The sequence below is a fragment of the Paenibacillus caui genome, assembly GCF_019904135.1.
Classification (GTDB): Bacteria; Bacillota; Bacilli; order Paenibacillales; family Paenibacillaceae; genus Fontibacillus; species Fontibacillus caui.
The window spans coordinates 19,406-31,863 of record NZ_JAIOGQ010000041.1 but is presented as its reverse complement, the minus strand read 5'-3'; the positions used below and the strand labels follow the sequence as shown (position 1 = coordinate 31,863).

Sequence of the window (12,458 nt, the reverse complement as noted above, 5' to 3'; positions counted from 1 at the left end):
CCCCCCTCAAGATGAGATTTCCCAAATCGTAAGACCCCTTGAAGACGACGAGGTAGATAGGCTGGGGGTGGAAGTGCAGCAATGCATGGAGCTGACCAGTACTAATCGGTCGAGGGCTTATCCAAAAGAACCCCACAAAGTGAAGAGTGGGGGATAAGACGCAAATGAAGTTTCGTATCCAGTTTTCAAGGATCAACCTTGAATGCAAGCTTTTTGGAGAGATACCCAAGTGGCTATAAGGGGACCCTCTGCTAAGGGGTTAGACTGCGTAAGTGGTGCGAGGGTTCGAATCCCTCTCTCTCCGCCATTTGTACAAGCATTCAAAGTCACTTGATATTGTGGCGGCGTAGCTCAGCTGGCTAGAGCGTACGGTTCATACCCGTGAGGTCGGGGGTTCGATCCCCTCCGCCGCTACCAAATTATTAAACATATGGAGGCTTAGCTCAGCTGGGAGAGCATCTGCCTTACAAGCAGAGGGTCGGGGGTTCGATCCCCTCAGCCTCCACCATATGTGCCGGTGTAGCTCAATTGGTAGAGCAACTGACTTGTAATCAGTAGGTTGGGGGTTCAAGTCCTCTCGCCGGCACCATTATGAAATATCGCGGAACCGTGGTGTAGAGGCCTAACATGCCTGCCTGTCACGCAGGAGACCGCGGGTTCGAATCCCGTCGGTTCCGCCATTTTCCAAAATGTATAGTTCCACAACGAAGTGGGAAGGTTAACAGCTCATCCACTTTATTTTTTTGACCAAAACAAGTATGGCTCGGTAGCTCAGTCGGTAGAGCAGAGGACTGAAAATCCTCGTGTCGGCGGTTCGATTCCGTCCCGAGCCACTTTATATGGAGGCTTAGCGAAGTGGCCAAACGCAGCAGACTGTAAATCTGTTCTCTGACGAGTTCGGTGGTTCGAATCCATCAGCCTCCACCAGTAAGAGCCATTAGCTCAGTTGGTAGAGCACCTGACTTTTAATCAGGGTGTCGAAGGTTCGAGTCCTTCATGGCTCATCCGCTGTACAGGAAACCGTTAACTTGACGTTAACGGTTTTTTGTTTTACATGGGCCTGCTTATGATGGATCCAGCTATGATCAGGTGCATGAAATGCGTTTCTCCATTGTGGTACAATATAACAAAATCAGCTGATATCCACTTTATTGACCGACAGGGAGAGGCGTCTGTTATGAACATGGTAGATTTGAGGCTTAAGATAGAAAACATTGTAGGCGTTCAGCTCATTGAAAATTCGATTCCATGGAGCCATTGGCAGGAATTGACCAGCAGCATGGACAGATGGATCGGAACTCCTGTAAGAAATAATAATATGATCTTATTGCCCTGGTCTTATAGTGAAGAATATGTAAATGTTTGGGGAATCAAACCGGGAAGTTTGTCAGAACCGGAAAGCAAGCTAATAGAGCTGCTGCTGCAGACAGCTGCAAACCAGATACGTCCGGTAAAATCCGAAAGAGGTGACGAGGAGTCCGCCGTTCTTGAGTTGGGTGCCTGGCTGCAGCAGCAGATAAAGAATGAAACGCCCCAGGAGGAGATACCAGACACTTTAACGCTAAAGTCCCGTCTATCAACTAGAAGCGTTCCCTTTTTGTTAGACTGTGAAAATCGCTCAAAGCCGAATATACAATACCAAAAGCTGAACAAGCTGCTCAAAAGTTATTTTGGCGGAGATCTGCTATTGGTCCCGATTCAGGATCAGGAGTGGTTGATTCTAGTCGGCGAAGGTCAATTGGAGGATTTGAGACTGGAGCGCCAGGAAAGCCGGGAAGCGGAAAGGACGATGCTGTATGACCTTTGCCAAGGGGTTCACGAACTGATTGCTAACGAATGGGTCGGTAATTTTCATATATCTGTCGCCCCGCCAATGGTTCCGGAGCAATCCTTGACCGGGACTGCACGGGTGCTTAGAGAAACACTGCTGATCGGGAAGATGTTCAATGTGTCGCAGCATATTCATCTTCCGTGGGAGCTTTATCTGGAACGGCTTATATACAGTATACCGGATAAGCAGCGGAAGCAGTTTATGGAACGAATGGGCATCGGTATGAGCATTTTTAATGACAGCGAAACTCTGGCGACGTTGGAGACTTTTTTTCAGTTGGACTGTAATGTCAGCGAGACAGCCAAGCGGCTTTATATCCACAGGAATACGCTGCTGTACCGCATGGACAAGATCAAACATGAGACAGGGCTTGATGTAAGGAGCTTTAAAGATGCCGTTCTTGTGAAGCTGACCCTATTATTGTATAAAGTCACGAAAAGAAAATAGTTTTTTTGTACAGTTTGTGTATAGAAGCCAGATGGTGAATGGGTTAATATAAAAATGTGAATTGGATGCGGTTTCATAATTGGATTTGATAATACCCAAAACTAATGAGTAGGGGGAAATTCACATGGCTGGTGTACGCTTAGAACACATCTACAAGAAATATGCAGGTTCCGACAAGGCAACGGTTGTTGATGTCAACCTTGATATTGCAGATAAGGAATTCCTGGTGCTTGTAGGCCCGTCAGGTTGCGGTAAGTCAACTACATTGCGCATGATTGCAGGACTGGAAGAAATCAGCGAAGGCAAACTTTATATCGGTGACCGTGTAGTGAATGACGTTGCGCCGAAAGATCGCGATATCGCGATGGTATTCCAATCCTACGCTTTGTATCCGCACATGAATGTGTACCAGAACATGGCCTTTGGTTTGAAGCTCCGTAAAACAAAGAAAGAAGAAATTGATCAACGCGTTCGCGAAGCTGCAAAAATTCTCGACATTGAGCACCTGCTTGACCGGAAACCAAAAGCGCTGTCCGGTGGTCAGCGCCAACGGGTTGCCTTGGGACGCGCGATTGTACGTAACCCGCAAGTGTTCCTGATGGACGAACCGCTGTCCAACCTGGATGCCAAACTGCGCGGACAGATGCGTGCGGAAATCACCAAGCTGGTTAAACGTCTTGAAACGACTTGCATCTACGTAACACACGACCAGATTGAAGCCATGACGATGGGCGACCGGATCGTTGTTATGAAGGACGGCATTATTCAACAAGCGGCTTCACCTGAAGAGCTGTACAACCAGCCGACGAATATTTTCGTTGCCGGATTCATCGGCTCCCCGACGATGAACTTTATTACGGGAACATTGAGTGAGCAAAGCGGCAGCATTGTGTTCGCTTCTCAAGGGCTGAAGCTGGAAGTGCCGCAAGGCAAAGCGGGCATTCTGAAACAAGGCGGTTACATTGGCAAAGAAGTAATCCTTGGGGTTCGTCCAGAAGATATTCATGAAGAGCCGGTATTCATGGAAGCTTCACCCGGAACAATCTTTACAGGCCATGTAGACGTAACGGAGAACCTGGGTCACGAAATGCTGCTGTATCTGAGCGGCATTGGCAGTGACACCATCATTGCCCGCGTTGATGGCCGTTCCAATACACGCGAAGGCGACAATGTCAAACTTGCCATCGATATGAATAAGGTCCATATTTTTGATAAGGAATCAGAATCGAACATCTTCTTTAACTAATGTTTAGGCATTAGCCGAAACCGCCCTTAAAACCGCCCCGAAGGGCGGTTTTTTTATGATTTGATGAGGAAATCCGCTTGTTTTGCAGAAGCTTGAAGCATGTAATTGATTTAGATTTCATTTTCCATTAGGATGGGAGAAGGAATGTGATGAGGGTAAGCCCGATTCTTGGGGTAAAGGAGATCAGTCATGGCTAAAAAGGTAAAGGTATCAGAATTGGTGAACCAATTTGGGCTTGAAGTTATTTCTGGGGAACAAGGCTTAAAGCGGACGATTACCGTGGATGATTTATACCGTCCGGGCCTGGAAATGGCAGGTTATTTTGAATATCATCCTTTGGAACGGGTGCAAATCTTGGGCAAAACGGAGCTTGCTTTCCTGGCAATGCTTCCGGAAGAGGAGCGCAAAGATCGGATAGACAGACTGTGCCAGAGCGAAGTCACGCCTTGCATTATTGTGACGCGCGGGCTTGATGTGCCCCATGAGCTGATTGATGCGAGCAACAAAAACGAACTTCCGGTGCTGCGAAGCACAGTAGCCACCACGATCCTTTCAAGCCGTATTACCGGATTTTTGGAGCGCAAGCTTGCTCCGACGGCGACGATCCACGGCGTACTCGTGGATGTATACGGTGTAGGAATGCTGATTACAGGCAGCAGTGGAATCGGAAAAAGCGAAACCGCGCTTGAGCTTGTCAAGCGGGGTCATCGGCTGATTGCGGATGATGCGGTGGAAATTCGCCAGACATCGGATAGTCAGCTTCATGGAACGGCGCCGGAATTGATCCGGCATCTGCTGGAAATCCGCGGGGTTGGCATTATCAACGTCATGACGCTGTTTGGGGCGGGTGCGATCCGCAACAACAAACGAATTACGCTGGTTGTGAAGCTGGAAGCCTGGCAGCAGGAGAAGCAGTATGACCGGCTTGGGCTGGATGAAGAGACGACGCGCATCATTGACACGGACGTACCGCTTGTCACGATTCCGGTTCGCCCGGGACGTAACCTTGCCGTTATTATTGAAGTAGCGGCGATGAACTTCCGCCTGAAGCGGATGGGATATAATGCGGCACTGCAATTTACGGCCAAACTGACCGAGACGATTGCTGAAGATGTCGACGATTTGGATTAGGGGTGTGAACAGGTGGGTACATTGTTGATAAACCCGATCGTTTTCTCGATCGGCGCTTTCCAAGTACATTGGTATGGATTGATTCTGGGCGCAGGCGCCCTGGTCGGGCTGCTTCTTGCGATTCGTGAAGGCAAACGCTTCGGGATTTCCCAGGATTTCTTTATGGATTTGCTGCTGCTGGGAGTACCTTCGGCAATTATAGGGGCCAGAATTTATTTTGTGGCCTTCAAGTGGGACGAGTATAAAAACAATTTGTGGGATATTGTTAAAACATGGAACGGCGGAATCGCCATATACGGAGCTTTAATCGGTGCGATTATATGCTCCATAGTGTATACACGGTATAAAGGATACAGTTTCTGGCGAATCGCCGACCTATGTGCGCCTTCGCTCATTGTCGGACAGCTGATTGGACGCTGGGGAAACTTTGTGAATCAGGAAGCCTACGGGGGCCCGACGACGGAAACTTTTTTGCGGGACTATTTGCATTTGCCATCCTTTATTGTCAATCAAATGAACGTACAGGGAGTTTATCATCATCCGACCTTCCTGTATGAATCGCTCTGGAATCTGGTCGGTCTCGTATTGCTGTTTGTGCTGCGCAGACAGAAATTTCTTCGTGCCGGAGAATTGTTCTTCACCTATTTCATCTGGTATTCGATCGGCCGCTTCTTCATCGAGGGATTACGTACGGACAGCCTGGCATTTCAGGGCTCGGACGCACTGGCGGCGTTTGTGAACGGGCTGTGGAAACCGATGGAGTGGCTTGGCTTTGAACACGGGGCGCTTGACCCGCTATATGGAAATGTCCGCATTTCGCAGCTGGTGTCGATTTTGATTGTGGTTGCAGCAGTTGTCCTGATTGTATGGCGCCGCAATCTGAAGCCGCTGCCGCCTCGTTACAGCGATCCGATTGTTTCAACGAAACAGAATAACGGCGCATTCGTTGCAGAAGCGCCTGCACCCAAGCAGGGAGCAGCTTCGCAAGACAATGTTCATCAAGAATCGACCGCTGAAGGGCAGAAAGAGGCGGATAAGAAAGAGGAGTAGGGCTATAGAATGATAGATACCATACTGTTTGATTTGGATGGAACGATTGTAAATACCAATGAGCTCATTATCAGTTCTTTTCTGCATGTGCTGGGCAAGCAGGGGGGACAACCTTATACGCGCGAACAGATCATTCCTTATATGGGCCTGACTTTGGAGCAGCAGCTTCAGCAGTTCACGGGATTGGATAATGTAGCGCCCATGGTCAAGGATTACCGTTCCTATCAATCGATTCATCACGATAACATGGTCCGCGAATTCCCGCATGTGGACGAAGTTATGGCCAAGCTGCAGCATCAAGGAATTACGCTCGGCGTAGTGACGACCAAGATGAAGGCTTCTACACTCCGGGTACTGGAACTGTTCGGTCTAAGAAAATATATGTCGGTTATCGTGACCTTGGATGATGTGGAGCATCCCAAGCCGCACCCGGAACCGGTATTAAAAGCGGTGGAACAGCTTAAAGCCGATCCGGCACGCACTTTAATGGTCGGCGACAGCCCGGCTGACATTCAGTCTGCGCTCGCGGCCGGCGTTTATGCAGCCGGAGTCGTTTGGTCGCTGAAGGGTGAGGAGAAGCTGAAGGAATATAAGCCGCATTATATTTTGCATGACATGAGGGATATTTACCAAGTTCTGGGATGGGAGTCCGAAGCGCAGTGAGGAAAATAGAACGCTACCCGGTAAAGGGGCCAAACGCGCTTTGGCAGCTGTACCGGACCGTCAGTCCATGGAAAGGCGTCAAAAATTTTATATTCATTCAGTTCACCAGGTACTGCCCGATTCTTCCGTTGAAGAACTGGATATACAGGCACGTGCTTGGCATGGAGGTCGGCAGGGATACGGCGTTTGGGCTGATGGTGATGGTGGACGTTTTTTTTCCGGAAAAAATAAAAATCGGCTACAATACGGTGATCGGCTACAATACGACCATACTGGCTCATGAATACCTGATCAAGGAATACAGGCTGGGTGAAGTCCGGATCGGAAACGACGTGATGATCGGGGCCAATTCGACGATACTGGCCGGGGTGACCATAGGCGACGGTGCAATCATTGCCGCCGGTTCGGTCGTACATAAAGATGTAGCCCCCGGAACATTCGTCGGCGGAAACCCGCTGCGTGAGATCGGAAGTAAAATGGACGATTAACGATCTAGAGGCGCTGATTGAAGCAGGCAGGAGTGATGGCTTTAGGGGCTGTCACTCTTTTTTTGGCAGCGGTTATGAAATCGGTTTCGTATATTTCCGATCTTTGCTCGCTCAGCAAGATATCGTTATAATGGTTTCAAGTCAATGCTGCGGATGCAGCCCGGCTGAATTCCTCATCCAAATTTTGGACGTAAGGAGCAGATGCCTGTGAAATCTTCCGTAACGAGAGAACGTCTTCCCGAGCTCGATTTGTTTCGGGCTTTTGCCATCCTCGGCGTTATTCATGTACATGCTACTTCCTTTGCAGCCGGAGGGCAGGCCTCCGAATCGCCTTATTACTATTTTTTCAACTGGATGAATATTTTCTTCAAGTTTGGCACCCCGTGTTTTATTTTTCTAAGCAGCTTCGTGCTGTTCTATAACTATATCGACCGGCCGGTGAGCCGTCAGCTCATTTCCCGTTTTTACAAGAAACGCCTGCTCTATATTATCGTTCCCTATCTTATTGCTTCCGTTTGTTATTATGCTGTAAACAACTATTTTTATGGTGACCCCGGTGTTTCGTTCAGCTCGCATTTAACCCATCTCGCGATCGGTGTGGCAACCGGCACCGCGTATACGCATTTGTATTTTGTATTTATCAATCTGCAGTTCTATCTCCTGTTTCCTTTGGCCTTGCTGCTGTTTCAGCGGGTGCGCGGGGTGATCGCCTGGGCCGTCCCTATCGGGCTTCTGATCGAATGGGGGTTTGCCATTTGGAACAAGTATGACCTGATGCTGATGAATAAAGCCAGCTACGCTCCGACCTATATGTCCTACTATATGCTGGGGGCATTCCTGGCCGTATATTTCGAGCCGGTTAAAGCATGGCTGGTTAGAGACAAAGGGGTCCGGACCCGGGTTCAGAAGTGGGGAACGGCGGCGCTGTGGGGAAGCTGGCTGGCAGCAGCCATGATCCATGTGCAGCTTTATCATCATGGACGGGCTTACGGGAAATGGATAAATTCGATATGGTATGAGCTGCTGTGGAATGTGCATACTTTGCTGTCGGCGTTTGTGCTGCTTCAGGCCGCTTTTTGGCTTTATCGAAAAGGCTCTCCTGCGGTCGTTGCCTTCCTGTCGAGAATGGGGGCGTTATCCTTCGCCATTTATTTGCTGCATCCGGTTTTTCTCCTGGTATACCGGAGATTCAGGTACTCCATTCAACCGGAATCGCTGACCTATCTCGTATGGATTTGGGCAGGGGTGCCTGTCTGCCTGTTTCTGGCCTGGCTGGTGGCCGTTTTGGTCTTCCGCTGGGTGCCGGGCTCAAGCTTGCTGCTGGGCAGCAAGCCTGCGGCCAGCGGACGCATGATGAGGCAGGCAAGGGTTGAACCGCAGAAGGAATCGGCTGCGGGCTGAGCATAATATACGAAACAAGGAGCAGGGCAATCCGTGGAAAAGAAAGGCTTGTCCGTGTACGATGAACAGATTTTGGTTTAAGGAATTGACGTTTTTATAGCTAACATGTTAGGATAAGGAATATCCTTTAATTTGCTACCACTTTACCATAATAAAGCGCGAAGAGCTATATAAGTTGGAACTATCCATCTTGGTAGTGTCACATGATTCAATCATTTGTTTAACTTATCTAGATCATAACTAAACTTTAGCCAATGGATGCACTCTATTGTTTGCAGCATTACTCTAATGAGGTGAATGTACGAAATGACCAAACCGAAAGGTTTCGAGAAACCGGCGGGCGTCCGCGACTATTTGCCGATCGCTGTGTCCAGGCTCCGCAAGATTGAGGGCCGGGTTCTGGACTGCATGAGCAGATGGGGTTACCGTCAGATTATGACGCCCACACTGGAATATTATGATACGGTAGGCGTGGCCAGCTCCACGTCAGACCAGAAACTGTATAAGCTGCTGAATAACCGGGGACAGGCGCTGGTGCTTCGTTCGGAAATGACGGCGCCGGTGGCCCGGGTCGTATCCTCCCTGCTGAAGGATGAACCGCTTCCGCTGCGTTTGTCTTACCATGCCAATGTTTTTCGGGCGATTGAGGAAGAAGCCGGCCGGGAGGCCGAGTTCTATCAGACGGGCGTTGAGCTTGTTGGCGATGATTCGCCGGAAGCTGACGCCGAGGTCGTGGCGCTTGCCATCGCTTCGCTAAAAGCGGCGGGCGTAAAAACATTCAAAATTGCGATGGGACATGTTGGCTTCCTGAGCGGCCTGCTCCATGAAGCGGTGCCGGACCGGCCAGAAGCTCAGGAAGAGCTCAAAGGCTACCTGCTCGGACGGGATTATGTCGGATTTCGGGAAGCGCTGGGGAAGCTTCGTCTTTCACCGGAGCAAGAGCAGGGGATGGAAGGACTGCTGCGGCTTCGCGGAGGCAAGGAGATCTGCAACCAGGCGCTGGAGCTGAGCGGCCATGAGCTGGCCCGCAGTTCCCTTTCCCATTTGTGCAAGGTATGGGAAGTGCTTGAAGCCTATGGCGTATCGGAGCATGTGCTCATTGATCTGACGATGATCGGCGATTTCACTTATTATACGGGAATGACGTTTGAAGGCTATGCAGCCGACCTTGGCTTCCCGGTATGCAGCGGCGGTAGATACGACAACCTGCTGCAGCAATTCGGGCGCCCGGTGCCTGCAACCGGCTTCTCCCTGAAAACGAACCGCATTCTGGACGGGGTGACCGATCTGGAAGACGTACAGGAGCAGCCTGTTCTGGTCCAATATGATGCGGTGCGCCGCAAGGAAGCGCTGGGCGAAGCTTCGCGCCTCAGGTCGGAAGGCCATACGGTCATTACAAGACTGGTGCATGAACGGTCCGAGCTGGTGACTGCAAGCCAGACAAATTCGGAAAATCGCATCGAGGACAGCGGCGTACAGTATGGAGACATTTATACTTTTGTGTCCTTTGTAAGTGAACACGGCTAAACCGAGCCGCTAATAAATATCAGATTGATGGAAATGGAGGAACAACCGTGTCACAGGTTTTGAAGGTGGCCATGCCAAAGGGCCGCATTTACAACAAGGCGGCAGAGCTGTTCCGGGCTGCGGGGCTGCCGATTCCGCCGGAAGGCGAGGAAGGCCGAAAGCTCGTTATTCCGCTGCCTGAGGCGAATATGGAGTTTATTCTGGCGAAACCGGTCGATGTGCCGACCTATGTGGAATATGGGGCGGTCGATATCGGGATTGTCGGGAAGGATGTTCTGCTGGAAGAGAACAGGGACGTTTACGAGCTGCTCGATCTTGGCATTGCGCGCTGCCGGATGTCCGTGATCGGCCTGCCGGGCTGGCAGCCGGGCATCCAGCAGCGGGTGGCCACAAAGTATCCGAATGTGGCTTCGCAATATTTTCGGGAGCAGGGGCAGCAGGTCGAGGTAATCAAGCTGAACGGCTCGATCGAGCTTGCCCCGCTGATCGGCCTGGCCGACCGTATCGTTGATATGGTAGAGACAGGCCAGACCTTGCGGGAGAACGGCCTCGTGGAAATGACCCATATGTTTGACATTACGAGCAGGCTGGTTGCGAACCGTGTCAGCTATCGAATGAAAAATGCGGAAATTCAGGCGCTTTGCGATTCGCTTCATAAAGTGATCACGGCGCCTGCAGAAATATAAAAGTTATTCAGGTGCCCGGGTCGCGTATAGAATAGGGCGCCAAAGGACAATGGATGGCAGAGGGGGAGATTGGATTGAAAATTCAGTCCAGCACAGAGTTCAACCTGCAGCGGGAAGTGGAATACGGTTCGCCGCAGCAGAATGAGGCAGTCAAAAGCATCGTCCAGCAGCTCAAGCAGGAAGGCGATGCGGCGCTGCTGCGATTTACGAAGGAGTTTGACCGGACGACGCTAACCGCGGACCAGCTTCGGGTTACCGAAGAAGAGCTTGCTGCAGCCTATGAGAGCGTGGAGCCTTCATTTGTTCACTCCATCCGGGCGGCGGCGGACCAAATCCGGACGTTTCATCAGAAGCAGAAACGAAATTCCTGGATGGATCTTCAGCCCGACGGCAGCCTGCTGGGCCAGATCATTCGGCCGCTGAAGCGGGTCGGCGTCTACGTGCCGGGCGGAAAGGCGGCGTATCCTTCCTCTGTGCTGATGAATGTCATCCCGGCACAGGTAGCCGGCGTGCCGGAAATCGTGATGGTCACTCCCCCGGCCACCGGCGGGAAGGCCGGTATAGACCCGTATATCCTCGTTGCGGCCGCAGAAGCGGGCGTCAGCGAGATTTACCGGGTCGGCGGCGCCCAGGCGGTTGCGGCGCTTGCTTACGGCACGGAAACGATCAAGCCGGTCGATAAAATATGCGGGCCCGGCAATATTTACGTCGCGCTCGCCAAACGCGAGGTGTATGGGGCCGTGGATATCGACAGCATCGCCGGTCCGAGCGAGATTGCGGTGCTGGCCGACGAGTCGGCAAACCCGGCCTATGTCGCGGCAGACCTGCTCTCCCAGGCCGAGCATGACGAGATGGCATCGGCCATTCTCGTCACGACCTCGCGGCCCTTTGCCGAGGCCTGCCAAGCGGAGGTGGAACGCCAGCTGGCGGAGCTGCCGCGCCGCGACATTGCGGCGGCTTCCATTCGCGATTACGGCGCCATTCTGCTCGTGGACACGATCGAGGAAGGCATCGCTACAATCAACCGGCTGGCTCCGGAGCATTTCGAGCTGCTGGTTGAGGAACCGATGCGCTACCTGGGACTCGTCGAGAATGCGGGCGCTATTTTTCTAGGGCCGTACAGCTCGGAGCCGGTGGGCGATTATTTTGCGGGCCCGAACCATATTATTCCGACCAACGGCACGGCGCGGTTCTCTTCGCCGGTTGACGTGGACGACTTCATCAAGAAATCGAGTCTGATCTATTACAGCAAGGAAGCCCTGCTGAAATCGGCAGGAGACATCATGGAGCTGGCACGCCGCGAGGGACTGGAAGGACATGCCCGGGCGATCGAAATCCGGCTTCGCACAGAAGGAGAGGCGGGGACGAAATCATGATAACAGCAGAAGGCATGAACGAGAAGTCGCGGGTGGCCAAGGTCAGCCGGACGACAAACGAAACGGATATCCAGCTTGAATTTGGCATTGACGGCACAGGCCAGTCCGTGCTGGAGACGGATGTGCCTTTCCTGAACCATATGCTTGACCTGTTCACCAAGCACGGACAGTTTGACCTGACCGTGAAGGCCAAGGGCGATATCGAGATCGACGATCATCATACCGTAGAGGATATCGGCATCTGCCTCGGCCAGACTTTACGTGAAGCGCTGGGCGACAAGAAGGGCATCAAGCGCTATGCGAGTGTGTTCATTCCGATGGACGAGGCGCTGGCCCAGGTTGTGATTGATGTCAGCAACCGCCCGCATTTTGAGTACCGTGCGGAGTATCCGTCTTCGCAGGTGGGCAGCTTCAGCACGGAGCTGGTGCATGAGTTTCTGTGGAAGTTCGCGCTGGAGGCTCGGATTACGCTGCATGTCATCGTGCATTACGGCATGAACACCCACCATATGATTGAAGCGGTGTTCAAGGCTTTGGGACGCGCGCTGGATGAAGCGACCAGCATTGACCCGAGAGTGACGGGCGTCCCTTCCACGAAAGGAGTGCTGTAAG

The 12,458-nt window shown here is 51.7% G+C and carries 11 protein-coding genes, 8 tRNA genes and 1 rRNA gene; all 20 read left to right on the top strand.

Going from position 1 to position 12,458, the window contains the following annotated elements; genetic code table 11:
- A 23S ribosomal RNA gene (locus K7397_RS19260) occupies nt 1–125 on the top strand; the annotation flags it as partial.
- Nucleotides 126–215: 90 nt separating this feature from the next.
- Nucleotides 216–307: transfer RNA gene (locus K7397_RS19255), tRNA-Ser, on the top strand.
- A 33-nt stretch (nt 308–340) separates the two neighbouring features.
- Nucleotides 341–417, top strand: a tRNA-Met gene (locus K7397_RS19250).
- A gap of 15 nt (nt 418–432) precedes the next feature.
- A tRNA-Val gene (locus K7397_RS19245) sits at nt 433–508 on the top strand.
- Nucleotides 509–513: 5 nt separating this feature from the next.
- Nucleotides 514–589 (top strand) — tRNA-Thr (locus tag K7397_RS19240).
- Between the two features lie 14 nt (nt 590–603).
- Nucleotides 604–680, top strand: a tRNA-Asp gene (locus tag K7397_RS19235).
- An 80-nt stretch (nt 681–760) separates the two neighbouring features.
- Nucleotides 761–833: transfer RNA gene (locus K7397_RS19230), tRNA-Phe, on the top strand.
- An 8-nt stretch (nt 834–841) separates the two neighbouring features.
- Nucleotides 842–927 (top strand) — tRNA-Tyr (locus K7397_RS19225).
- Between the two features lie 4 nt (nt 928–931).
- Nucleotides 932–1,004, top strand: a tRNA-Lys gene (locus tag K7397_RS19220).
- 173 nt (nt 1,005–1,177) lie between these two features.
- The gene (locus tag K7397_RS19215) at nt 1,178–2,278 is read left to right on the top strand and encodes a PucR family transcriptional regulator (protein ID WP_223070084.1); all 1,101 of its coding nucleotides are present in this window, start codon (nt 1,178–1,180) and stop codon (nt 2,276–2,278) included.
- Nucleotides 2,279–2,402: 124 nt separating this feature from the next.
- Entirely contained in the window at nt 2,403–3,524 is a 1,122-nt protein-coding gene (locus K7397_RS19210) for an ABC transporter ATP-binding protein (protein ID WP_223070082.1), read from the top strand.
- Between the two features lie 189 nt (nt 3,525–3,713).
- The gene (gene hprK / locus K7397_RS19205; RefSeq protein WP_223070080.1) at nt 3,714–4,655 is read left to right on the top strand and encodes an HPr(Ser) kinase/phosphatase; all 942 of its coding nucleotides are present in this window, start codon (nt 3,714–3,716) and stop codon (nt 4,653–4,655) included.
- Nucleotides 4,656–4,667: 12 nt separating this feature from the next.
- Complete coding sequence (gene lgt / locus K7397_RS19200; RefSeq protein WP_223070078.1) at nt 4,668–5,705, top strand: prolipoprotein diacylglyceryl transferase; 1,038 nt, start codon at nt 4,668–4,670, stop codon at nt 5,703–5,705.
- A 9-nt stretch (nt 5,706–5,714) separates the two neighbouring features.
- Complete coding sequence (gene ppaX, locus K7397_RS19195) at nt 5,715–6,368, top strand: pyrophosphatase PpaX (RefSeq protein ID WP_223070077.1); 654 nt, start codon at nt 5,715–5,717, stop codon at nt 6,366–6,368.
- On the top strand, nt 6,365–6,856 hold the full coding sequence (locus tag K7397_RS19190) for an acyltransferase (RefSeq protein WP_223070076.1): 492 nt from the start codon (nt 6,365–6,367) through the stop codon (nt 6,854–6,856). The genes ppaX and K7397_RS19190 overlap by 4 nt, the downstream gene beginning before the upstream one ends.
- 207 nt (nt 6,857–7,063) lie before the next feature.
- Nucleotides 7,064–8,257, top strand: a complete 1,194-nt coding sequence (locus K7397_RS19185; protein ID WP_337926764.1) for an acyltransferase — start codon at nt 7,064–7,066, stop codon at nt 8,255–8,257.
- Between the two features lie 306 nt (nt 8,258–8,563).
- The gene (locus tag K7397_RS19180) at nt 8,564–9,784 is read left to right on the top strand and encodes an ATP phosphoribosyltransferase regulatory subunit (protein WP_223070074.1); all 1,221 of its coding nucleotides are present in this window, start codon (nt 8,564–8,566) and stop codon (nt 9,782–9,784) included.
- Nucleotides 9,785–9,831: 47 nt separating this feature from the next.
- Complete coding sequence (gene hisG, locus K7397_RS19175) at nt 9,832–10,470, top strand: ATP phosphoribosyltransferase (protein ID WP_223070066.1); 639 nt, start codon at nt 9,832–9,834, stop codon at nt 10,468–10,470.
- Between the two features lie 74 nt (nt 10,471–10,544).
- On the top strand, nt 10,545–11,846 hold the full coding sequence (gene hisD / locus K7397_RS19170) for a histidinol dehydrogenase (protein WP_223070059.1): 1,302 nt from the start codon (nt 10,545–10,547) through the stop codon (nt 11,844–11,846).
- On the top strand, nt 11,843–12,457 hold the full coding sequence (gene hisB / locus K7397_RS19165; protein ID WP_237691055.1) for an imidazoleglycerol-phosphate dehydratase HisB: 615 nt from the start codon (nt 11,843–11,845) through the stop codon (nt 12,455–12,457). Before hisD ends, hisB begins: the two co-directional genes overlap by 4 nt.
- Nucleotide 12,458: the final 1 nt, after the last annotated feature.